This window comes from Lelliottia amnigena, from assembly GCF_019047465.1.
GTDB classification, from domain to species: Bacteria; Pseudomonadota; Gammaproteobacteria; order Enterobacterales; family Enterobacteriaceae; genus Enterobacter; species Enterobacter amnigenus.
This window is the reverse complement of sequence record NZ_CP077236.1, coordinates 1,907,392-1,929,327: the sequence shown is the minus strand read 5'-3', so window position 1 is coordinate 1,929,327 and position 21,936 is coordinate 1,907,392. Positions and strand designations below refer to the sequence as shown.

The following is a 21,936-nucleotide window of genomic DNA, read 5'->3' as shown; positions in this document are numbered from 1 at the left end:
AATTAACGCCACAAAAACATTGATTATTAAGGAAAATAAAATTAAACCTCAATAAAACTTAGACAATAAAACACATTTGTCTAAGTTTTAGCTATACTGTTTTCATCAGCCCATAACAGGTAGCCAGAGGTGACGTCATGAACAATCAACCCGTACTCGGTATCAGCGGATGCCTGACCGGATCGGCCGTGCGCTTTGATGGCGGCCACAAACGGATGGGTTTTGTGATGGACGCCCTGGCAAAAGAGGTAACGTTCAAACCGGTTTGCCCCGAGATGGCGATTGGCCTACCTGTCCCACGACCTGCTCTGCGCCTGGTGAAAACGCCTGTCGGCGATATTCGCATGCGCTTCACCCATGCTCCCCATGACGATGTGACCGATAAAATGGCGGATTTTGCCGCGCAATATTTACCGTCAATCGCGAATCTGGATGGATTTATCGTCTGCGCCAAATCGCCAAGTTGCGGTATGGAGCGGGTGAGAGTTTACGATGAAGCGGGGAATCGAGGCGCGAAGGAAGAAAGTGGCATATTTACCGCCGCCATGATGGCGCGGTATCCGTGGTTGCCGGTGGAAGAGGACGGACGCTTGCACGATCCGGTGCTGCGGGAGAATTTCATTGCGCGCGTTTTTGCCCTTCACGAGCTGAACGCCGTACGCGCCAGCGGTCTGACCCGCCGTGCGCTTCTGGCCTATCACAGCCGCTACAAGCTGCAGCTGCTGGCACACAATCAAGCCGGATACCGTGAGATTGGTCCGTTCGTTGCCGCCATGCATGAATGGAAAGATCTGGACGCTTTTTTCGAAGCCTATCGGGAAAAGCTGATGGCGATTCTGAAACAGCCCGCCTCCCGGAAAAATCACACCAACGTGCTGATGCATATCCAGGGCTATTTCCGCGAACAGCTCAACACGCGCCAGCGCCTCGAGCTGCGTGAAGTGATCCTGAACTATCGCGCCGGATTGTTACCGATTCTCGCACCGCTGACGCTGCTGAAGCACTATCTGGCCGAGCATCCGGACGATTATCTCCTGACGCAAAACTACTTTAACCCCTATCCCGATGAGCTGGGCCTGCGCCTGGCGATCGCCTGACGATTTCATAACGCGAAGGCCCCTAGCCCGAGAGGTCCGAACACGTAATACCTTTAGACGACATCCTCACTGTCGTCTTTTTTTGGTATCGATAAAAATACTGTTATTATATACAGGTTAAAACAACATCGGATGCCAGTAATGATCAGAACGCTGCACATTGAAAACTACCGCTCCATTCGCCGTATGTCGCTGGAGCTGGAACAGCTCAATATCGTTTTTGGGCCGAACGGCACCGGTAAGTCGAATATTTATAAAGCGATTCACCTGCTGCACAGCGCGGCGCAGGGTCAGTTTTCGCAGGCACTGGCGAATGAAGGCGGCATTTTAAAGGTATTTTGGGCGGGAAAAACGCGCAGCGACCAGCTACGCCGCGTGAATCTGGCGGTGGAAACCGAAACCTACGAATACGAACTTCAGGTGGGATTTGTCGAAAAGCTGCCCTATCCCTCTCAATTCCAGCTCGACCCGGTCATTAAAGAAGAGACCATCTGGCTCAGCGATCACCATCGTCGCCCCTCGTCGCGCCTGATGCAGCGCAAAAACCAGACCGTTTTTCTTAACAACGTTCATCACGAGAAAGTGACCCACAGCGGCACGCTTTACGAGAATGAATCGGTGTTTGGGCAGTTGGGCGAGCCGCATCTTTACCCCGAGGTATCACAGATGCGTGAAGCACTGCGCAACTGGCGTTTTTACCACGAATTTTCCGTCTCTTCCGGCTCGGCGATGCGTGCCCCTCAGGTGGGATTCCGGTCACCCGTCTTAGCCAGCGACGGGGCAAATCTGGCGGCAGCGTTCCAGACGATTGTAGAAATTGGCGACGAACTGCTGCTGATGCGCATCCTCGATCAGGCGTTTCCCGGCTGCGTGTTTTACAGCGACAATTCCGACGGACGTTTTCGGATGATGATGCAGCGTGAAGGGTTAAGCCGGGCGCTGGAACCGGCAGAATTTTCAGACGGTACGCTGCGTTTCTTGTGCCTGGCGGTGGCGCTGTTAAGCCCGCGCCCGCCGGCCTTTATCGCCCTTAACGAGCCGGAAAATAGCCTGCATCCGCAAATGCTGCCCGCGCTGGCGAGCCTGATTGCCGAAGCCAGCCGCTACTCGCAGATCTGGCTCACCAGCCACTCGCCGGAACTGGCGAATTTAATCGAAAAACACTGCGCGTTTTCGCTCTATCAACTGTCGATGGAGGAGGGGGAAACCCGGATCGCACGACAGGCATAACGTGATTCAGTATCAGCGTGTTAACTCAGCGCATCATACCAATAAAGGGCCCAAGATACCCTATCCGACTCAACCATAAAAAAGGGCTCGTCAGGCCAGAACGCCGGAAATTTATGAGTTCTTTCATGGGGGCCAGACCGTCATTTTTGATATTCTCGCTCTTCGCGCGATATCGACAGTGCAAGATTAAAAAAACAATCCCGGCAATACCCAGGCCAAAATAACTGTCGGGGCTTCCCCAAAAGTGGGGTTGTTTTTTTACATAAATCATCCCCCATCCCCCCAGTAAAAAAATGATAAAACAACTGGCGGCAATATTCATATCGCGCTTATTTCCCAGCCCGAAAAAGATGGCATCAAAAAAATGTAGTGACGTGAAAGGCGCTTGCAGGCTTCTTTTTGTCGCTTTACTGAATCGATAAAATATTACTGTTCCCATGGTAAACGCAGAAAGTGAGATAAAAAGCAGAATATAAATATACATCATTGGTTTAATCCTTTCTGTTACAACAGAAATAGCATAGGGAAGGGAGTACACCACCGGACATCAAGGTATCTATTGCAGCTACAGCCATTTGGCAGGACAGTGGTGTATTTCCGCTACAGGTTTCTTTGATTGCCGCCGCCAGTACACTCGCCAGCGAGTTATTCTCCACTGCATTTTTACCGAAAACCGCTCTGATATTTTTATTGCCCGAAATTTCTCCAGGCTATAGCATGCTTTTGAGATTCTATTCCAAGATTTTGTACAATCTTACCCCATAATTCATCATTTCCATCTGATGCATTTACAAGAGACTCAACCAACCCGGTAGCTACCGCTGTGGCCAAATCATCATCATTGGATAGCATTCCATCTTCTATATGTTGGAACAACATGGCCTTATCAGCGTCGTTAAACATGTTAAACTGATTTACAAGAGATTTCCCTATTACGGAAAACAGCAATATTAACGGAGCTTGTTCAGGCGCCCAATAATCCAGGCATCGATTAACTGCATTCTTTATATACACTGATCGTTCAGTAAACATACTTATATAACTATTTGTTAAACTGTTCATCATTTACCCTTAAGTGCATTTTGCATGTCTTTAAGAACATTTTCAGCAGCGGCTTTATCACTTGTCGAAGCTTGCGGGTTTTTGTTTAACCAATCCTGTAAAGCTTTTGAATAAGTTTCAGCTTTTTCAATATGACCTCTACCACCGACTTTTTCGCCAGTGGCTATTTCGTACCGGACCGCATCAGCAGTGCTCCCGCTTCCGATCTTAGCTTTAGGTCTATATAAATCATCGATTATATTACTCAGATTCTCATTCTGGACATTTGGTTTTTCCATTGACGCTCGTAAAGAATCAACATACCTCTCGTACTCTGCCCTATTTTAAGGGTTACCCGTAGACTCATTTTTCCTGGCATTTTCCTCATCTTCAGGCCCATGTCCACCTGAAGTTCCAGTTCCAGTTCCAGTTCCAGTTCCACCATACTCAGCTTTTTCATCATCAGTAAGATTTTTACCGACATTAGGTCCAGTTTCCTGGTCTATATCATCCGAAGAACATGCACCTCCAAAGCTACATTGTGTCGCCTTATCAATGGCATCAAAAACATCATCCAGGGAAGAAGCCATTTTATCGTTAGCATCTTTGATGACTTTATCACCAGGACTAACAGGAACGCCTGGAATTGGGACCGGGATAGGGGCTGGTACAGAAAGAGCATTATTCTCAACCGCATTTTTCCCGGCCTGAGCGCCCGCCGTCGTGCCACTGGCGTTACCGCTGACGATGTTCCCCGCCAGTCCCGATGCTAGCGTTGCCAGGTTGCTGACCAGTTGCTTATCCGCTTCATCCAGATCGCTGTTACCCTTTCCCGCAGTTGAGCGGTAAAGCCGTGCGCAGCAGTGGCTGCCGCGCGGCAGAGGATAGGCGCTAAAAATCCCGGCTCGGTGGCCGGGATTTGTCATTTAACGTTTCAGGCTCTTATAAAAATCTAAAACACTGTCTAGATCACTTCTCCATTCAGATATTTTCATACCCTCTTCATTATGAGTAGTTCGCTCATCAATAAATTCGTTTATCTTCTCCGGAGAAAAAATTTTGTGCTCCTCAAGAAAGATAATGCTATTTTGCACATGAACTATTTCAGCCTTAAAGTATAACACCCAAACAAAAACAAAATTTGCTAGCTCAGGCTCATAGATTGAGACAGCAAGAGCTGCATGGTTTCTCTTTATTAATCCCTCTTCAAGTGACTTCAACCAACTTTTTTTATAATCATTAATATTCCAGTAACTTAAGGGAATATTCATAGATTCTCTAAAGTCACCAATAACGATTGACGCAGGTGCAAAAATCGCACCATCAATGTCATTCTGCTTATCCTCAGGGAAGATACCAAACATATATCAGTCCTTAATTTTGTTTAGCTCACTATCGTAACACCACAACTGCCGCCTGCGAGCTACAGACGCACTATTACACTGTGGGCTACTGGCGGCCCAACCAAGGTCAGCCGAACCCGCTGCCTCAACTGACCATCAATGGCCGCTGGCTCGGGTAAGCGCGATTCAACGTCACAGAGAACCCTTTCCAAAGCACGCGGCGGATGAAGATCGGTTATGTCAGTATCCGGCATTTTGACCCCCGCACCTGCATGACCACGTACTATTCCAGCGGCCCCAGCCGGCGCCTGAACGGCAACTGGCTGGCAGAAGCGGGATTCAGCACCGATACGCCGGTGATAGTCAGCGTGGAACAGGGAAGACTGGTGATCGAGCCGGTTAAGGGCTGACGGGTAAAAGACGATCCCGGCGCAAGGGCCGGGATCGTCTTTAGGTATGAGATAATTTATCTATCTTTACTATGTCCATAACCACTTGGCTATCAAGACTGGTTTTATCCAATTGATTTAAGAAAGAACTAATGCGTCGAAGAGAAGGCAACGAAGACTTTATCTCACCATGACCTAAAGAAGCTATAGAGGATATTAATTGTCCATCATAGTCTTCCCCAGCCAGAGGATCTTTCTGTAAAATAATTTCAGCCTTTGGCAAAATATATTCCAAAAATATATCTTGTCTTATTGCTCTAGCAACATCACCAACTTCTAATTCATCGATAGGGACATCCAGAATTCCGCTAAACCATTCATCCAAAGAAGAACGACTGTTGGGTTCATAATTACTATTATTAACCAATAACAACTCTCTAAATGTTGTCATATACCATGACCCTTTATTGCTGATTCAAGTTTATTAATGGCATCAGTTGCTCTTCCATATGCTGCTTGCGCTTCGGGATTATTGACATTTTTTAAGGTGTTCGCATGATTTTTCAACCCATTGAGAGTGTCTTGCATTTCCTTCATATGATTCCAATATTTCCCACCGCTATCTGGTTTTATTATCGGATTACCATCCATATCTTTCAACGTACCAGTAATATCATGATCCTTGATCGAGTTTTTTATCAAATTATCAATCTTCCTGATTGAGCTTTCCTGCTTCTGATTCAGCTTTTGTTCAGCGTTCTTATTTTGCTGATTAGAATCATTTTCCGGCGGTGGTGGTGTACCGGTTCCTGAACCGGTACCACCCAACTCAGCCTTCTCCACATCTGTCAGATCTTTGCCAATATTTGGATTGGCGGCATTTCCAGAGTCGTACTTATCCTGCAGCGAACTGAGATACTTACTGGTGACCTCATCATTACCCATCATTTCAAGGGTAACAAGATGATCCAGTTCATCAGCAGTCAGCTTGTCGGCAAGTGTTTTCGCCACGGCGCCAGTAATACCGGCTTTGACCCCGATTTCCAGCAACTGTTCAGCGACTTTTGTACGACAGGGAGCTGCAATCGCACACCCTTCTACCAGAGCCTTACCGAGCAGGTTATTCTCAACAACAACTCGATCCTGTGCACTTTGCTGTGATGATAACTGTTTTTACCTTTACTATAAGATATCTAAATCCGTTTTCTCTGTTGTAATTCCGGAACGGCAACTTTTTGCCCCGACGCGCCTTTTTCGCCTGAGCAAGCTACCGCTTCGGCTAACCTAAGTCCTATTTGGATCGTTAGATTAATCCGAAGCTTTCCCGTCATATGTGAATCCACCTTTGATTCCGGGATTCATCTAACTTACTTTTTTTTCTGTTCTTCGTAATTTTGCAGATATTCTTTTAGAGGATGTGCGGTACCAAACACATGAATCTCACCCGTGTCTTTATCAACTATAAAAGGAGCGTTTCCAGCAAGTAATGCAGAAGTTTCTCCTGTTTCGAGATACTCTCGGGACTGAAAGCAAAAAAACCACCCTTCAGAAAAACGTCCTAAAGACGTTATCACCACAGGGATATCAGCATCACCTAGATAGTGATGGGCTTTTTGTATAGCATCTTCAAATGTAATCATTAATTAGTTCTCAACATTTTGAATGACTCGAATTTGCTAAGATCAGCAACTTTACCAGTTTGACCATCCAGGAACCGAATTGTCCCATTTTGGTTAACGACATTGAATACATGCCCTGGCTGATCTGGACCATAAGAGCCATAAATAATACCTCTAGCTCCATTCCCCGCATCTAACATTTTCTGCGCAATGGCATCAGGAGTGGATATATTTACAAACCTATTCCCAAATTGCCTCTCAAGAACAGTTAATGAAACTCCTGCTGTTGAATTTATAGGCAATGCAGATGCAGGATTACCCGCTAAAGTGGCATCCGTTGCTACGGCACAGTTTACACAGTTGTGCGTACGACCGGGCTCAGGGTATCCAGGATTCACGTCTCTAATTGAACCAGCAGTAGGAGCTTCCCCGCCCCACCAATCGCCGCAGTCGTATGGATGACAGTCATTGTGTCGTAAAGCGTTGAGGCCGTTTCCAGGCTTACACCCCAGTTCTGCACAATACGCTGAACATCGGTATCGCGCTGTGCTTTCGCATCGGCAGTAGCGTATTGCCATTGCTGCCCGGCAATTTTATCGGTACCGTCCTTGTACACGCTGCCAAGAGTACCAACATACTGCCCGTCCATCTGCTCATCATAGCTCCGGCCCATCGCCGCCAGTTCCTGACGCATCCCCTTACAGGCATCTGGCGACACTCCATTACAGGCTTTATCCAGCGCAGTATCGAACGCTTTATCTTTCGCATCGAGATCAGCAACCAGTTTTTCAGCCTTCGCTTTCTGGTCTGCATCTTTGATGTACGGAAGTGACCACTTCGCATCCTGCCTTTGTTTCTCATCTTTAGCAGACAGTGAGTTATTCTCAGCGCAGCCGTGGCAACCGCGCGGCAGACGACTGGCGAAAAAAATCCCGGCGCGGTGGCCGGGATTTTATGTTTATTTTATAAGGGTAACTCTGGATAAATTATCATTCTGATTAAATTGTAAATGAAGGGCATACCCATCTTTTTCATACTTTATCCAACGATCAATATAACCCATGAGCGCATCCATTTTCCCACCACCTGAAGCCGAAGGGTGGCCTAATATTTGAACAGCCTCATGCTCCGAACTGTTAATCGATACTGGTAGCTCCCCTTTATACTCAGAAAAACCCTCGCCCTGCTTTGCATAAAAAGTAATCTGATCTACAACTTCATCTTCTAATAAAAATGAAACACCTGAATGTAAAAAAGAGTAATAATTTCTGTCACCTAAAACACTCTCCTCAATTGCAGGCAACTCATTAAAATCACTTGAAATTTCAATAAACTTACCATCAAGTTTTGAGCAACCTAATAACTTAATAAATTCATTCCATATCAACATTATTTTGTTACTCCTGTTTGAGTATTTCTTTCCTTGAGTTGTCTTATTGCATCATCGACCAGCTTAGGATCATATCCCCGATCCAGCATATTCTTTCTCAATGCATCTGTATCACGACATTCTGCACCACAAAGATTTATTGCGTCTTGTTTTACCTGGGATGGAGTATTTTTACCACCATAAGTAGGGCCAGCCTGATGTACATCTTTAGGTACTTCAATAGTTGTTGCATTGTTATATAAGGTTTTTTCTTCTGCTGGAGTTAACTTTCTCCCCAGCTCATTTTCTTTTGCCTGACGGATAGCAGCAAATGATGGGATATGATCGTGCTCTAATCCGTCGCCAACTACTGAACGATCTTTAAGTTCTCTATATGAACCAACATCTAATGGCTTGACTGCCTGAATCTCATCACTGGCCTTATTAATCAGTCTTGAAGCTTCAGCCACATCACCTTTCTTCAGCGCCGTTTCTGCTGCCTTGATAGCTTTACCTGCCGCATCACCTGCACCCGGTATCAGCCCAATTGCCGCCGCAAGATAATCCAGTGCCGACTGCGCTTCCGCAAAGCTTTTGATATCACCCACAACAGGCACGAAGTCAGCGCCCAGTGATCCCGTTTCTTTCAGCGCTTCACGCCGCTCTTCGTACATCTTCACCGAGCAGGCTTCGGCGCTCATTCCGCCGCAGTTTGCCTTTTTATATCGCTCGTTTTCGGCCTCAACGTACTCGCCTGCCTTCTGCTCAAGCGTCTTGCCTTCAGCCTGCGCCTGCGCAATATCACTCAGCGAGTTATTCTCAGCCGCATTTTTCCCGGCCTGAGCGCCCGCCGTCGTGCCACTGGCGTTACCGCTGACGATGTTCCCTGCCAGTCCCGATGCTAGCGTTGCAAGGTTGCTGACCAGTTGCTTATCCGCTTCATCCAGATCGCGGTTATCTTTACCCGGGAAAAATTGCGCTTTTATGGCGCGTGCGGCAAGTTCTCCCGTCAATGCTCCCGCAGCACCTGCACCGGCACTCTTACCCTGCAACGAGGCCACCACGCCGCCCAGCAGCGCATGAGCTATCAGCGCGTCATTGTCGCTGAGGCCAGAATGGTGCCCGATGATATTTGCCAGCTCCGGGGCCGATGCCGCTGCCAGTGCGCCCGCAAGGTCGCCACCACCAGCCAGCACGGTCAGGGCTCCTGTGGTTGCCTGAATACCGCGCTGAACCGCACCACCCGTGCCATAGAGCGACGACGTATTGTTGTACGCACGTTGTTCCACAGCAGCATCTGTGACCGCTTTTCCTTCAACAGCCAGCTGCTGGCGTGCTTCTTCCAGTGATGCCGGGTCTTTCGCTGCTTTACGCCCGGCCAGCTCGCCCTGCGATCTGGCTACGTCTGCGGCCTGACCCGCGATATCACTGATAAGCCCCACCGCTTTCAGGCGGTTCTGCTCTTTTTCCTTATCGAAGATCGGGCTGATGCTGTCATTGGCATGCGCCGTGTCGCGACTCAGGTCTGCCACGTCCTGTTTCTGGCTGGCCTTATCGCGGATGGTGACAGAGCCGTCAGAGATTGCTGCCTGAGATGTTCCCTCTGCGTGGCCTTTGCTCCCACCGCCTGCCAGCAGGGTACTTGCCGCATTGCTGGCAAACTGCCCGGCGATACTGCCCCCGCTGTTAAACGAGCCGCCCGCGTGCTGAGTTTTAAAATCCGCCTCGTTGTGGATATCACTAAAGCCCAGCGTCCCGGTGTCGAGGCTATTTTTATCTGCCGTCGCCGTCGAAGCAATGACCGCACCGTCGAGCTGAGTGTGATTGCCAACGGTGATGTCGAAGCCACCAGCACCGGCAAACAGCCCGGTCTGTTCGGCCACGGAGTCGAAGCGACTCTTCATCTTATCCTGGCTGACGCTGATGTAGCCCGAGCCGGTCATGGAGCCAAACGTGAAGCTGCCTCCTCCCGCCACGCTGGTCTGTTTGCTATCGTATTTATTCGTGTCCTGCTGGCTGCTCATCAGCAGGTCGTGACCGACGTCAGCGATAATTGTATTGCCGTTGACCTGCGCCCCGTCGAGTACCGTGTCATGCCCGCTGTTGATGGTCACGGTTTTGCCGCTGTCGATCGTGGTCTCGGTCCAGTCGGTACCGTTGCCTTTGTCCTTGCCGTGCGCAGAGTTAGCGTTGGCAAATACACTGATGCCCCAGCCACCGCTGCCGACGCCAATACCGACCCCAACGCCCCCACCGCTGCTGCTGTTCTTGCTGCTGGTTTGCTGAGTGTTCGCTGCCCCTGCGAGCACAATATCGTTCTGTGCATCCAGGGTGGTGTCGCCGCCCGCTTTCAGCTGGCTGCCCGCGATCACAATATCGCCACTATTCGGGCCTTTGCCTTTCCCGTTCGCGATGATGGAGAGGTTATTGCCCGCATTCAGCGTGCTGCCCGTCACCGCATCGCTTTTCGCATGCTGTTCAGATTTAGACTTCTGCGTGGTCAGCGAGGCACTGACACCAATTGTATTGGTGTTTTCAGGCTGTTCACCCCTGGCGGCGTCCAGCGCGACACCCTGTCCCGCCTGCACGCCGGAGAGCACCGCTTTTGTGGCCTGCAACGCCGCCACGCGACCATCACTTTCCTCTTTCGCGGCCTGCGCCGACTGCACCGCGCTGTTAATCGCGCTCCCTACCGCACCCGAAAGGGCGACTGTCAGGCCGCTGGCTTTTTGTTCAAACGTCTCATCACGCGTGCGTTTATCGTGCCCCGGTTCGATGATGACGCTATCGCCCTTCAGCGCGAGATCTTTGCCCGCCACCAGATCCGCGCCGCCGACATGGAGCTGATTACCGGCCGCGATATCAACATTGCCGCCCGTTGAGCCCACGGTGCTAAAGCTCTGGCTCTGAGTAGTGCCCTTCTCACGGAGATCGTGCGTGGATTTACTGCTGCCGATGGTGAAACCAATTCCACCGGTTCCCATCAGGCCGCTTTTTTTCTCCTCTTTGAAGCGCCAGTCGGTGTTGCTGTTGGTCGCCGCCACAATATCGACGTTGTTACCGGCTTTCAGCCCAACCTCATCTTCGACGACAGTCGGGAATGTTTACTGGATAATTAATTTTCTTAAATGTTTTAAGCTAATGTCATTAACATCCATTTTAAGATCATTACAAATATTTATAGCTAAATCATACTCAGACTGACTAATCGGTACTTCATACTCGCTTAAATGATCGCAAATCGTTTCAAAAGCTAACCCCTCTTTCACCATGCCCTACATACCCTACGGCATCCTGAAGCATTTCATTATCTAACCACCCCTTAAAAAGGTCGCCTAAAAAATATTTTTTAATCTAAATCAATCATTTAAACACCATAATTGTTTAATCTTTTTATAACTTCTCGGTATCAAGCCATTATCAGGAAAAGCTGTAACAATTTTGCCCCGACATGCGTTTTTGGCCCGGAGACGCTGCCGCACCATTATCACATCAGCATGAAGACGTGATGCCACGACACACGCCTTAGAAGCGTCTGTAAGTGACTGTTGTCAGTAAAGCCGCGGGATATGCGTTGCCAGGTTTATTCTGTATCGCCCGTGCTTTCACGCTCTGCCGGGTGGGTCGTGGCATGCACCGCCTGTAACGCCCGCACCGATACCTGCGTGTATATCTGCGTGGATTCAACACTGGCATGGCCCAGCATCGACTGTATCCAGCGCAGGTCTGCGCCGTTTTCCAGCATCTGGGTCGCCATCGCGTGGCGGAACAGGTGACAGCTTCCGTGCGCTCCCAGCCCGGAAGCTTTCATGTAGGGGCTAACGGCGTTAGTGACGCCGTTCGGCCCCAGTCCTTCCACACCGTCGAGTGCGATTAACGGCGCCTTACAGTGCGCATTGACCTGCACCTGCGGCCGCACATGGTGGTCAGAATTGATAAACTACGTTGTAGCTGCTACCGAGTTCTTCTTGTAACTTTATTGCTAGCTTCCTGCCATCCTCAATGAAAACACTCTCCATCATTTCATTTTCAAACCCAGACGAGGCCGGATCATCCATATTAAGAGTCAAATCATATCTCGCAGCCCAATCATGCAAGTTATTCTTAAGTTCTAAAGAAATAGGCAAATCATCAGGAGATATGTCACCAAAATCATCTGATTCCATTCCCCATAATGGGTGACATTGATAGTCAGCCATTAGTTTTATTTTTTTCATTTCACCGCACCTCTAAGGTTTGCTCCGACGATAAATCCATTGTTGCCAACCGTTACCGCGATATTATATTTCTTGTCATTATCGTCGTCTCATATATTGGCCGATCAGCTCCGCTACCGCCATGCTATCAGCCAGCACATCACCATATTTCTGCTGTCAAGTCGTAGGATTGATCGCACAGTCTCTGATAAGCTGCTGTTGCTGGGAGGTACTTGTTCCTCATACTTTCTGATAATGCCATCACAGTCACCGCCGCCGACCTTACAGGATTTCATTTCAGCAGACCAGGCACCTATCTGTTTGCTGCTAAGATAGTTATTCTCAACTTGAGATATAACTATTTAAATAAATGCAAATACACCCACAAAATGTAAGCCAGCCTGACCACCCACAGTATTATGTAACGTGGTTTTAAAGCTAAATTCAAAAAAAACTCTCTAAATATAAGTGTTTTTTGACCACTCTGAAAAAGTTATCCCTGAGCAATACCTGCAGTGAATAAATAATAGAATAACAGGTATCATCCATGCTAATTCCTCAGCAAGATTCCCCGCCCCTCCAGATCTAAAAAAATCAGAAAAAGATAAGAAAGCAAATGAAAGAATCATTGTAATAGCGGCCCCGTTAGCCTTCCATCCCGAGCTAAAGAGCATGAAATCAAAGAATAAAAAAAGTCTCTTCCGAACTTAACACCCCCAATTACCTTATATATAAAATGAACAAAAAAAAACACTTGTGATCAACATGAATAATGCAGCAAGCGTCATGAATAAATTTGAATTATTTAAAGTCATGTCGATAAACCTCCTTTGTCCCGCTTCCATTAACGTCTACACCATTAAATTTTGTTCCAGATATACCCCAAGATGGGCCGACTCCAATATACAAGCTAATACCATCTTTACTATTGGTCACACTGAATGTCCCAGCCCCATGCTTGCATTGAATGAATAATCACTAGTTGGTGTTCCAAAAGTACCTTGCAAATATGGGCCAAAATTTAAGCCTACGGAACCCCCAGTTTGCAATCCAACAGTAGTGGAATCTCCACCGTTAGCTGAAAAATGATTGTCATCTATTGTGGTACCGAAAGTCTCACCTTTCACAAGTAAACCGCCATTGACACTCGCTTGCACTGTGGGGTGAACTTTATATTCAGTCCCCCATGACGGCCCTATATGAGAAGCATCTATTGCATCACCAACCTCTTCGGCACTCTTTCCTTGTTGATTCGGACCAAACGCCAGAGAAGTATCCTGCTGTACGCGAGGCGGCACAAGCCCAGACATTGAGTTATTCTCAACAACAACTCTCTCTGACGCGGATTCAGCAGGCCGCGCAGAGTTTTTCCAGCACACTCAGCAGGTTAGAAGTACTTTCTCCACTGTATTTTAATGGAGAGGCACCAGTGCCCTGATACGCGATTTTGCTCCCCGTTTTCCATTTTCCATTTTCCCGGTGCTATTAAAGAGCATACTCCCAAAGGACTACGTACTATTCCTGCCAACCCAGTCTGCACCTGAACGGTAACTGGCTGAGAGAGGCGGGATTCAGCACCGACACGCCGGTTTTTGTCAGCGTGGAAGAGGGACGACTGGTGATCGAGCCGGTTATGGGCTGACGGAAAAGAGAAGATCCCGGCGCTAAGGCCGGGATTTAGTTTATAGATATTTAGCTGGTACATGAGATAACTGCTCTTCTAAGGGCCAACTCTCAGGCTCAGATTTTTTATGGTACCACTTGGCACCATTATCTAACCATTTCGACCGGTACATCTTAATTCCCTGTAAGGTTGAATCTTCATAGCCAAACTCTACTCCACAACAATCACATATATCGTATGTTGGTGATTCACCATCATCACCCCAGGGAGCATCTACCTGTTCGGAACCACATATACGACAAATATATAGCTCATTATTTTTGTGCATTGAAATAGTCCAAATTTGTTGGATAACCATGATCTTTTGGATCCGGTCTAAACATTGTTTTTGGCACGCCGTCAGCATTTTTTACGGCAAAAGTATTAGATGATTGGTTGTAATAAATCGTATCACCGTTTTTACGTGTTGTTGTAAGCGTACCTGCGGGCGGATTATTTACAAAGGTATGAGTGGCTTCCGCATATTGTTTTGCATTTTGATACTCCGGAAATTCTTTCCCATGTTTTGTCCAGTGCCCCTAAGCATTACTCACAGGCTCCGCTTTCTTGGTTTCTGTCCAGATCTGAGTATCTTTAGATTTACCACCTTTCAGCAGGTCTCCATCTCATCTATCACGCCCATCTTCAGCATGGGGTTAATGTCGTAGATACATTGGGTTTCGATTCCTAACTTGAATCATCCGAAGAACATGCACGCCCAAAGCTACACTGAGTGGCTTTATCAATCGCATCAAACAGATCATCCACAGCTGACGCTATTTTGTCATTGGCATTTTTGGTGACCTAATCTCCCGGGCTTACCGGAACCCCGGGAACAGGCACCGGAACCGGAGGCGCAACACCCAGCGTGTTATTCTCAACACCATCGTAAGTGCCTATCCGTTTATCTAATTACTCTTTTCTTAGGTATACCAGCAAACCATTTGTATTATTTATCCTCTGCGGGCCTCAGCCCTGGCTGTATTGCCCGGCTATCTTGCGGGAGGTGTGAAGTACACGCAGGATGCGCATACGAGCGCTTTCTGCGACATACACGATGATGAACGGGAAGTGCGGCACCACCAGTTTACGCTGCTTCTCTAAACGTCCGGCTTTCACTCCGGCAAGCGGGTTTTCCGCAAGAATAGTGACCATACCTGCCAGACGGTCGTCAGCCGCGATAGCCACCATTGCCCCCGCCTCGCGGTTCAGGTACCGGAAGAGGTTTTCTCTGTCATGCTGTGCGCGTTTTTCCCACTCAACCCTGATGCTCACGCTTACCCCGCATGGCCTGTTGTTTCAGCGTGTTCATCCGGCTTTCCATATCATCATTGCTGATGTACTCACCTTCACCTGCATCATGGCGGCTGAACGCCTGGGCTATCTGTGTTTCCAGCCAGCCTTCATGCTCGCTGTTCTGGTAGCGGCGCTCTTCTGCGGCCAGCTCTTCGGCCCGCTGGCGCATCAGTTCCGTCAGGCTCATCTGCTGGCGCTCTGCGGCCTGCATTGCCAGCCGCTTGGTTTCTTCGTCGATACGGAAGTGGATAGTGCTGCTCATCGTCATAACCTCACGTGGTGTCAGTTGTGTTGTCATTATGATGTCACTCTTCCGTATTGTCATCTTTTGCCATGCATCTGTATTTCTCCGACAGACGGGTGAACACGCTCTCTGCACTCAGACTGTCACCGCTATTGATGCCTGCGGCAACGTCATCTGTCAGCACTTCTGCGTCACGCTCTGCCGGGTACGTCGTGGCATGCACCGCCTGTAACGCCCGCACCGATACCTGCGTATAAATCTGCGTGGATTCAACACTGGCATGGCCCAGCATCGCCTGTCTCCAGCGCAGGTCTGCGCTGTTCCCCGGTATCTGCGTCGCCATCGCGTGACGGAACAGGTGGCAGCTTTCGTGCGCAACCAGCCCGGAAGCTTTCATGTAGTGACTGACGGTGTTAGTGATGCCGTTCGGTCCCAGCCCTTCCACGCCATCGAGTGCGATGAACAGTGCTTTACAGTGTGGGTTGACCAGCAACTGCGGCCGCACATGATGCAGATAACGCTGTATCCACCACAGCGCACGTTCACCCACCGGCACCACACGGTCCTGCTTTCCCTTGCCCTGCACGATGGTCAGGGTGCGGCGGTTCGCATCGACGCTGTATACCTCAAGTCCTGCGGCCTCGCTGCGTCGTATGCCCGTGGACCACAGCACTTCCATCAGCGCCCGGTCACGGATACCGCCGGGAGTCGTCAGGTCAGGCAGCGCCAGCACCTGCTCCACTTCATCCACGCTCAGGATGTAACGCGGCAGGCGCTTTTCCAGTCTCGGCAGCTCAAGGTCTGCCGCCGGGTTCGCCAGTAACAGGTTCTGTTGGGTCATCCAGCGGAACCACACCTGTATCGGCTGTACGGCCGTGCGCTGGGTCCGGGTGGTCAGCGGGTCGCCGTTGCGTTTGCGGTACTGGTACAGATGACGCTGGTAGCGTTCCAGCACCGGACGCGTTATCTCTGCCGGATGGTGCAGACCGCGTTCAGCCGCCCACAGGATGAAGCGGTAGCTGTGATGGGTCTGCACCTTAAGCGTGGTTTCTGACCAGTTGCGCTCCCGTCGCCACGCCACGAACCGCAGCAGCAGGTTATACAGGCTTTTCGGGTCGGAGGCAGGACCGACTGCCTGACTGTCTTTCACTGTGACTATTTTTCCTCTGCCATGATATTGCAGATGCAGTTTTAATGTACTGTTACGCATGACTGATGCTCCTGTATGCTTTTCCCACGCATCACCATGCATCACTCACGCTCTGTTCCGCATTATCATGCACGCCCGTGCACAGGGGCGCATGATTACGCATCGATAAATAAAACGATACCAGAAGTAATATAGTAGGCTTATTTTTGGCGACCCATGGAAGGGATTCAAAGGGCAACCCTTTAGCACGCGACTGTGTATACAGTCGGTAACGTGCCTCTGTCAGATAATGCAACTAAAGACCAAATCAGGGGAGTTTCGTTAAGTTGCATTAAATTTCATTAATGCCAGTTCTTGTTGCAATAAGTTGCACTAAATTTCATTAATTTGAATTAACTATCGCAACAAAAAAAATTATCAACAGTAGATCCACCCAGTCGTTTCTCTGCGATACAAATAAAACATCACGGTTCATTTTTTATTAAAATATTTTTGAGAGTTATTTATACTGATATTATTCGCCTTTTTTGTAGAGTCGGATTAGAGTCGTTAATAATATTTATGGGATTCACATCAGATTCAATGGCTAAAAAATGACGACTCTACTCCCTGTAAAAATCAGAGTGCACTCTAGAGTATACTCCACTTAAAGCCTTGCTACATGTGGGCATACTCTAATCAGACTCTAGAGTGTACTCTAATCAGAGTCTATGTAGAGTCGTCGGCGACTCTGTTTCATTATCCGGCGTTAAAATCACCATAACATTTTCCAATTAACCATATGAATTTAAACAATAATCATGCAAGATGCAATCTTGCGAGGGGTGTGGGGATTTTGAGGTGAGAAGCAGGCTATCGTAAAATAGCCTGCCGGAATGGATTCAGTATTTATCGAAATAATTGCGAAGCAAAAAAAAATCCCGGCGCGGTGGCCGGAATTTCGCTTAGCCTTTGTAAGGCTGGTAGTCTTCATATTCCCAGGCGAATACTCGAGAAAGTTTTTGCGCTATTTCCATCCAGTCTTCCCCCTCGCACTCCTCGATATAATCTGTAATCGTCTTTTTAATTTCATCCAGATCGTATTTGCGAACCAGAAGAGTGTGGCGCATTAACCCCGGTACCCAGCGGTTTTTAGCCAACCATTCGGGGGTACAAACTAATACTTGATAATCATGTCCTCCCGCTTGCTTTTCAGGGCCAATACACAAATTTATCCATACACCAAAGCAGTCAACCTCTTCAGGTTGATAAGTTTCTGGAGTGTAATCAGCAGAATTAACTCCTAAGGATTTGAGTTGTCCTTTCATTGAGTTATCACCATGTGTGCATTACCGACTTTTTTTCCATCTATTAGTGTTTCGAAATTAGCCTGAACACCTGTCGGGCTTAATTCCTCTGGTGTATTTGGCTTCGATGCAGGATAGCGATAAACACGAGTTCCATCAGCGCTTATTAAACCTTTTCCATCACTAAGTGGCCTTGCGCCGTCACCCACCCAAATTTTCCCCAGCTCATCTGCTTCCGTTTTTGAGCCTGAACCAACACCATAATTCAGCTTGCCGTTGTCTCCCTTAACCACTGCTGCAAGCCTCGGATCCTGCTTCGCAATATTACTCAGGTTCTGTTGTACCAGATCGTCTTTCAGCTTTGGGTATGTCGCCACATTATAGGCGGAGATATCATCGCTGGCTTTATTGATCAGCCTCGACGCTTCAGCTACATCTCCTTTCTTCAGTGCCGTTTCCGCCGCCTTGATGGCTTTTCCTGCCGCATCACCGGCACCCGGTATCAACCCTACCGCTGCGGCAAGATAATCCAGTGCGCTCTGTGCTTCCGCAAAGCTCTTAATATCACCAACGACAGGAACAAAATCTACGCCAAACGAAGCCATATCTTTCAGCTCTGCCTGACGCTGAGTGTACATTTTCACAGAGCACGCTTCTGCGCTCATCCCGGCACAGTTTTCTTTCTTATAGCGCTCGTTTTCTGCCTCGATACGTTCTTTCGCTACCTGCTGAGGTGTCTTATTCTGAGATACCGCGTCCAGTACATCACTGAGCGCGTTATTCTCAACAACAACTCTCTCTGACGCGGATTCAGCAGCCTGTGCAGAGTTTTTCCAGAACACTCAACAGGTTAGAAGTACTTTCCCCACTGTATTTTGATGGAAAGGCACCAGTGCCCCGATACGCGGTTTTGCTCCCCGTTTTCTCTTTCCCCATCGCTGTTAAAGAGCCTGTAAACGCGATTCTACGCCAAAGATCTTTTTCCAAAGCACAGCGGCGGATGAAGATCGGCTATGTCAGTATCCGGCATCTTTACCACCACAACTACACTGCCACCTGGTTTTCCCGCAGCCCCAGCCTGCGCCTGAACGGTAACTGGATGGCAGAAGCGGGATTCAGCACCGACACGCCGGTCATTGTCAGCGTGGAACAGGGATGACTGGTAATAGAGCCGGTTAAGGGCTGACGGTTAATAAGAAGATCCCGTCCTGAGGCCGGGATTAGTCATAGCTATCAGGATGTTATTTCTCTGGATTGATATATGTATATCTACTATCTATTTCTAGTCCAAGATCATTAGCTATTTTAAGCACTTGTGTGTATTCATCTTTGCTAATCACAACATCATAATCAGCGATGTGATCACATAGCGTTTCGAATGCTAATACGTTCTCTGAGAACCCAATATAATCTAGGGCAAAGTCAACTAGCGAAGGATCCAATCGGTCCTTTAACCCTTCACCTAAAGATCTAATTTTGTCATTAATATCCATTGCGACCACACTATTTCTTAATTGGCTTTAAAGCTGGAGGTGTCGGATTATTATCCGGGAACGCTGTTACTATTTTCCCACTAGCTGGCTCGTATACCACACGAACTCTAACACCCTCTCGCTCTTCCCAGGCAACCCATCTTGCTGGTCTTCCTGCATTTGTATACGTCCCGCCCGTTCCGGTCTGGGCAAACCATTTGGTATCGGGTGAAGTGGCTATATCACTCACAGTATGAACAACCTTGTCTGCTGACCAACTTTGAGGGAAAACTGTTTTGCCTGGATTTCCGGGATACAGATGTCCACCTTATGTGGTGCTATCCCCATATAAAATATGCTGTTTCGCTTCCGGCGAAAGGATATCCACATATTTCTGGTTTGCAGGTGATAATCCAAGATCGGAGCTTTTCGCAACAGATAAAAACGCTTTAGCTGCTACATACTGAATCAGTTTTGCTTCACTCGTCGGCACACCACTCGCCAGGATTTCCGCCGCTTGTTGCGGTGTCATTTCTCCATTTGCGGTCAACGCACTGACCGGAACCCCAAAGAATTCGCCCCAGGCAGTCAACAGACCTTTAACGGCATCCTGCCCTTCAGGTATCTGACCCTGTGAGTTTTTAATCAGTGCTTCTGTTAACTCATCTGCCGTAGCGCCATTCTGGATCATACTGGCTGCAAGCGACTGCTGGGATAACCCCATATCAGCCATGCCTTTTCCGAAGCTGTTCGGACCCAGCGCATTATTCTCAACCGCATTTTTGCCAGCCTGCGAGCCCGCCGCTGCTGACAATGTGCTATCGCCTGCTAACCCTCCGGCTATTCCCGCTGAGATAGATGCCAGCGTACTGATCGTCTGCTTTTGATCTTCTGTCAGTTTATCTTTCGGTACATTCGGGTAAAGTTGGCTGGCAATCACTTCACCAACGGCAGCCCCCGCGGCCCCTGCCATTGCATTGTTACCTTGCAACGCCGCTACTGCACCGCCAAGAATGGCGTGGGCAATCGCTTTGGTCGCAGGGTCATCATCAATACCCATATGATGACCGATAATATTAGCCAGCTCCGGTGCAGACGCTCCCGCCAGTGCGCCAGCGATATTGCCGCCTGCCAGCCCTTGAAGCGCTGCTGTTACCGACTGAATACCGCGCTGGAGAGTACTGCCCGTACCAAAGTTCGCCATCTCTTTTTGATAAGCCGGGGAACTGCGCAAATCCTTCACATACTGTTCGCGCTCTTTATCTGTGGCGTTTTCCTTAAGGGCAGGCACCTCTTTTTTCGCCGCTTCCAGGGCATAGATATCGCCTTGGGTTTTGGCAATATCCGCTGCCTGGCTACCAATATCGCTAATCAGGCCAACCGTTTTCAGGCGATTTTGCTCTTTCTCTTTGTCGAAGATCGGGCTGATGCTGTCGTTGGCGTTTTCGGTATCGCGGCTGAGGTTTGCCACATCTTGCTTCTGGTTAGCGGTATCGCGCACGGTGATGGTACCGTTCGCCACCGCCGCCTGGGTGGTGCCCTCTGCGTGCCCACTATGGCTTGCCGCTGAAATCATCCCACCCATCGAAAAATCACCGCCCGATGGCTTACTGCTGCTCAGGCTGATCCCCGTATGGCTCACTTTATAATCTGCTTCATTTTGCAGATCGCTAAAGCCGAGCGTGCCGGTATCCAGACTGTTTTGCGCGATACCGCCGCCAGATACCCGGTCAGCAGATTGGTACTCTCGCCAACCACCCCGCACGCCGCCATATCTGCCGTGATGCGCGCTGCAAGGTCGGGGGATTTCAGCAGGGCCAGCGCCGCCGCCTCGTCTTCGCCGCTGACCACAACAACTAGTCAGGAGTAGTTATTATGGCTAAGCGCGATTCAACGTCACAGAGAACCCTTTCCAAAGCACGCGGCGGATGAAGATCGGTTATGTCAGTATCCGGCATTTTGACCCCCGCACCTGCATGACCACGTACTATTCCAGCGGCCCCAGCCGGCGCCTGAACGGCAACTGGCTGGCAGAAGCGGGATTCAGCACCGATACGCCGGTGATAGTCAGCGTGGAACAGGGACGACTGGTGATCGAGCCAGTCAGGGGCTGACGGGTAAAAAGATCCCGGCGTGGTGGCCGGGATTATTGTTAATTACTAATTGATATTGAAGGACTAATAGAGGCTAAAATATCTATTACATCGTCCATAGTTGAGAACATATAATGAACGACTCCATCATGTATATTACCGTTTTGCTCATTAAACCATTCTAGATATTTAGATTTTTCAACGCGATAAAGTCCTGTAAGCATCATCCCTTTTTGCTCTTCCTGCATTTTCAATAGGTCACCTTCATCCGTCACTCGGAAGGAATAAATCCAATCGAACAGCACCTTAACTTTGCTGCCTTCAGCGTTATCACCTGAAGATAAAATCAACTCTAGGGAACCAGAGGAATATCGAAAATCCTCAAGTTGACTATTATGAAGAGAACCCTCAGCAAGGGGGATTTTAATCAATTTTTCAGACATATATG

Annotated in this window: 27 protein-coding genes and 7 pseudogenes; 7 read left to right on the top strand and 27 right to left on the bottom strand. The window is 48.7% G+C overall.

Features of this window, described 5'->3' with window-relative positions:
* Positions 1-137 precede the first annotated feature (137 nt).
* Both I6L74_RS09025 and I6L74_RS09020 read left to right on the top strand, forming a co-directional pair.
* Positions 138-1,097 carry a YbgA family protein gene (locus tag I6L74_RS09025; protein ID WP_059180521.1) on the top strand — a complete coding sequence of 320 codons (960 nt, stop codon included), beginning with the start codon at positions 138-140 and terminating at the stop codon, positions 1,095-1,097.
* 141 nt (positions 1,098-1,238) lie between these two features.
* Positions 1,239-2,327, top strand: coding sequence for an AAA family ATPase (locus I6L74_RS09020; RefSeq protein ID WP_059180522.1), 1,089 nt, complete (start codon positions 1,239-1,241; stop codon positions 2,325-2,327).
* Positions 2,328-2,352: 25 nt separating this feature from the next.
* Here I6L74_RS09020 and I6L74_RS09015 read toward each other — a convergent pair whose 3' ends face one another.
* The 5 genes from I6L74_RS09015 to I6L74_RS09000 form a co-directional block, all read right to left on the bottom strand.
* On the bottom strand, positions 2,353-2,814 hold the full coding sequence (locus tag I6L74_RS09015) for a hypothetical protein (protein ID WP_243398845.1): 462 nt from the start codon (positions 2,812-2,814) through the stop codon (positions 2,353-2,355).
* A gap of 200 nt (positions 2,815-3,014) precedes the next feature.
* Positions 3,015-3,392 carry a hypothetical protein gene (locus tag I6L74_RS09010; RefSeq protein ID WP_243398846.1) on the bottom strand — a complete coding sequence of 126 codons (378 nt, stop codon included), beginning with the start codon at positions 3,390-3,392 and terminating at the stop codon, positions 3,015-3,017.
* Positions 3,389-3,667 (bottom strand): hypothetical protein, encoded by a 279-nt coding sequence (locus I6L74_RS21410; RefSeq protein WP_059180524.1) that lies wholly within the window; start codon positions 3,665-3,667, stop codon positions 3,389-3,391. Before I6L74_RS21410 ends, I6L74_RS09010 begins: the two co-directional genes overlap by 4 nt.
* 45 nt (positions 3,668-3,712) lie before the next feature.
* Positions 3,713-4,294, bottom strand: a complete 582-nt coding sequence (locus tag I6L74_RS21405) for a VENN motif pre-toxin domain-containing protein (protein WP_059180525.1) — start codon at positions 4,292-4,294, stop codon at positions 3,713-3,715.
* The gene (locus I6L74_RS09000; RefSeq protein WP_059180526.1) at positions 4,295-4,732 is read right to left on the bottom strand and encodes a hypothetical protein; all 438 of its coding nucleotides are present in this window, start codon (positions 4,730-4,732) and stop codon (positions 4,295-4,297) included.
* Between the two features lie 77 nt (positions 4,733-4,809).
* On the opposite strand from I6L74_RS09000, the pseudogene I6L74_RS21400 reads away from it, so the two are divergent.
* A pseudogene (locus tag I6L74_RS21400) lies at positions 4,810-4,884 on the top strand (SymE family type I addiction module toxin); the annotation flags it as partial.
* A gap of 51 nt (positions 4,885-4,935) precedes the next feature.
* Positions 4,936-5,121, top strand: coding sequence for a SymE family type I addiction module toxin (locus I6L74_RS08995; RefSeq protein ID WP_059180527.1), 186 nt, complete (start codon positions 4,936-4,938; stop codon positions 5,119-5,121).
* A 40-nt stretch (positions 5,122-5,161) separates the two neighbouring features.
* Here I6L74_RS08995 and I6L74_RS08990 read toward each other — a convergent pair whose 3' ends face one another.
* The 11 genes and pseudogenes from I6L74_RS08990 to I6L74_RS08940 form a co-directional block, all read right to left on the bottom strand.
* Positions 5,162-5,551 carry a contact-dependent growth inhibition system immunity protein gene (locus I6L74_RS08990; RefSeq protein WP_059180528.1) on the bottom strand — a complete coding sequence of 130 codons (390 nt, stop codon included), beginning with the start codon at positions 5,549-5,551 and terminating at the stop codon, positions 5,162-5,164.
* Positions 5,548-6,234: pseudogene (locus I6L74_RS08985) on the bottom strand (polymorphic toxin type 28 domain-containing protein); the annotation flags it as partial. The pseudogene I6L74_RS08985 and the gene I6L74_RS08990, both read right to left, overlap by 4 nt.
* Positions 6,235-6,467: 233 nt before the next feature.
* On the bottom strand, positions 6,468-6,740 hold the full coding sequence (locus I6L74_RS08980; protein WP_059180529.1) for a YrhB domain-containing protein: 273 nt from the start codon (positions 6,738-6,740) through the stop codon (positions 6,468-6,470).
* Positions 6,740-7,117, bottom strand: a complete 378-nt coding sequence (locus tag I6L74_RS08975) for a toxin glutamine deamidase domain-containing protein (protein ID WP_072241977.1) — start codon at positions 7,115-7,117, stop codon at positions 6,740-6,742. Before I6L74_RS08975 ends, I6L74_RS08980 begins: the two co-directional genes overlap by 1 nt.
* Positions 7,114-7,539 carry a DUF6862 domain-containing protein gene (locus tag I6L74_RS21395; RefSeq protein ID WP_336994213.1) on the bottom strand — a complete coding sequence of 142 codons (426 nt, stop codon included), beginning with the start codon at positions 7,537-7,539 and terminating at the stop codon, positions 7,114-7,116. The genes I6L74_RS08975 and I6L74_RS21395 overlap by 4 nt, the downstream gene beginning before the upstream one ends.
* A 138-nt stretch (positions 7,540-7,677) precedes the next feature.
* On the bottom strand, positions 7,678-8,109 hold the full coding sequence (locus I6L74_RS08970) for a DUF6392 family protein (protein ID WP_059180531.1): 432 nt from the start codon (positions 8,107-8,109) through the stop codon (positions 7,678-7,680).
* Positions 8,110-8,708: 599 nt separating this feature from the next.
* A pseudogene (locus I6L74_RS08965) lies at positions 8,709-11,180 on the bottom strand (hemagglutinin repeat-containing protein); the annotation flags it as partial.
* Positions 11,181-11,192: 12 nt separating this feature from the next.
* On the bottom strand, positions 11,193-11,360 hold the full coding sequence (locus I6L74_RS21630) for a MafI family immunity protein (protein WP_128130999.1): 168 nt from the start codon (positions 11,358-11,360) through the stop codon (positions 11,193-11,195).
* A 311-nt stretch (positions 11,361-11,671) separates the two neighbouring features.
* Positions 11,672-12,007 (bottom strand): annotated as a pseudogene (locus I6L74_RS08955) (tyrosine-type recombinase/integrase); the annotation flags it as partial.
* Positions 12,008-12,014: 7 nt separating this feature from the next.
* Positions 12,015-12,305, bottom strand: a complete 291-nt coding sequence (locus I6L74_RS08950; RefSeq protein ID WP_059180794.1) for an immunity protein CdiI family protein — start codon at positions 12,303-12,305, stop codon at positions 12,015-12,017.
* 911 nt (positions 12,306-13,216) lie between these two features.
* Complete coding sequence (locus I6L74_RS08940; RefSeq protein WP_128130998.1) at positions 13,217-13,594, bottom strand: polymorphic toxin type 25 domain-containing protein; 378 nt, start codon at positions 13,592-13,594, stop codon at positions 13,217-13,219.
* 206 nt (positions 13,595-13,800) lie between these two features.
* On the opposite strand from I6L74_RS08940, the pseudogene I6L74_RS08935 reads away from it, so the two are divergent.
* A pseudogene (locus tag I6L74_RS08935) lies at positions 13,801-13,926 on the top strand (SymE family type I addiction module toxin); the annotation flags it as partial.
* Between the two features lie 40 nt (positions 13,927-13,966).
* On the opposite strand, the gene I6L74_RS08930 reads toward I6L74_RS08935, so the two are convergent.
* From I6L74_RS08930 to I6L74_RS21390, 7 genes and pseudogenes are all read right to left on the bottom strand, one after another.
* On the bottom strand, positions 13,967-14,266 hold the full coding sequence (locus I6L74_RS08930; RefSeq protein WP_243398851.1) for a hypothetical protein: 300 nt from the start codon (positions 14,264-14,266) through the stop codon (positions 13,967-13,969).
* A pseudogene (locus I6L74_RS21625) lies at positions 14,223-14,549 on the bottom strand (VENN motif pre-toxin domain-containing protein); the annotation flags it as partial. The gene I6L74_RS08930 and the pseudogene I6L74_RS21625, both read right to left, overlap by 44 nt.
* Positions 14,550-14,916: 367 nt before the next feature.
* Entirely contained in the window at positions 14,917-15,222 is a 306-nt protein-coding gene (locus tag I6L74_RS08925; protein ID WP_059180795.1) for a type II toxin-antitoxin system RelE/ParE family toxin, read from the bottom strand.
* Positions 15,206-15,505 (bottom strand): hypothetical protein, encoded by a 300-nt coding sequence (locus I6L74_RS08920; protein ID WP_059180796.1) that lies wholly within the window; start codon positions 15,503-15,505, stop codon positions 15,206-15,208. Before I6L74_RS08920 ends, I6L74_RS08925 begins: the two co-directional genes overlap by 17 nt.
* A gap of 43 nt (positions 15,506-15,548) precedes the next feature.
* On the bottom strand, positions 15,549-16,697 hold the full coding sequence (gene xerC, locus I6L74_RS08915; protein WP_082691957.1) for a site-specific tyrosine recombinase XerC: 1,149 nt from the start codon (positions 16,695-16,697) through the stop codon (positions 15,549-15,551).
* 884 nt (positions 16,698-17,581) lie between these two features.
* On the bottom strand, positions 17,582-17,944 hold the full coding sequence (locus I6L74_RS08910) for an immunity 8 family protein (RefSeq protein ID WP_059180797.1): 363 nt from the start codon (positions 17,942-17,944) through the stop codon (positions 17,582-17,584).
* Positions 17,941-18,765: a hemolysin gene (locus I6L74_RS21390; protein WP_252686600.1), complete on the bottom strand. Its 825-nt coding sequence runs from the start codon at positions 18,763-18,765 to the stop codon at positions 17,941-17,943. The genes I6L74_RS08910 and I6L74_RS21390 overlap by 4 nt, the downstream gene beginning before the upstream one ends.
* A 158-nt stretch (positions 18,766-18,923) precedes the next feature.
* On the opposite strand from I6L74_RS21390, the gene I6L74_RS08895 reads away from it, so the two are divergent.
* Positions 18,924-19,082: a SymE family type I addiction module toxin gene (locus I6L74_RS08895; RefSeq protein ID WP_072242002.1), complete on the top strand. Its 159-nt coding sequence runs from the start codon at positions 18,924-18,926 to the stop codon at positions 19,080-19,082.
* A gap of 82 nt (positions 19,083-19,164) precedes the next feature.
* On the opposite strand, the gene I6L74_RS08890 is transcribed toward I6L74_RS08895, so the two are convergent.
* The 3 genes and pseudogenes from I6L74_RS08890 to I6L74_RS08880 form a co-directional block, all read right to left on the bottom strand.
* Positions 19,165-19,416 carry a MafI family immunity protein gene (locus I6L74_RS08890; protein ID WP_059180798.1) on the bottom strand — a complete coding sequence of 84 codons (252 nt, stop codon included), beginning with the start codon at positions 19,414-19,416 and terminating at the stop codon, positions 19,165-19,167.
* Between the two features lie 10 nt (positions 19,417-19,426).
* Positions 19,427-19,714, bottom strand: a complete 288-nt coding sequence (locus I6L74_RS08885) for an EndoU domain-containing protein (RefSeq protein WP_096759560.1) — start codon at positions 19,712-19,714, stop codon at positions 19,427-19,429.
* 327 nt (positions 19,715-20,041) lie between these two features.
* Positions 20,042-21,100: pseudogene (locus I6L74_RS08880) on the bottom strand (VENN motif pre-toxin domain-containing protein); the annotation flags it as partial.
* A 271-nt stretch (positions 21,101-21,371) separates the two neighbouring features.
* On the opposite strand from I6L74_RS08880, the gene I6L74_RS21385 reads away from it, so the two are divergent.
* A complete protein-coding gene (locus I6L74_RS21385; protein WP_243398850.1) occupies positions 21,372-21,509 on the top strand; it encodes a SymE family type I addiction module toxin in 138 nt (45 codons plus the stop codon).
* Positions 21,510-21,547: 38 nt separating this feature from the next.
* On the opposite strand, the gene I6L74_RS08870 is transcribed toward I6L74_RS21385, so the two are convergent.
* A complete protein-coding gene (locus I6L74_RS08870) occupies positions 21,548-21,931 on the bottom strand; it encodes a hypothetical protein (protein ID WP_059180802.1) in 384 nt (127 codons plus the stop codon).
* Positions 21,932-21,936 lie beyond the last annotated feature (5 nt).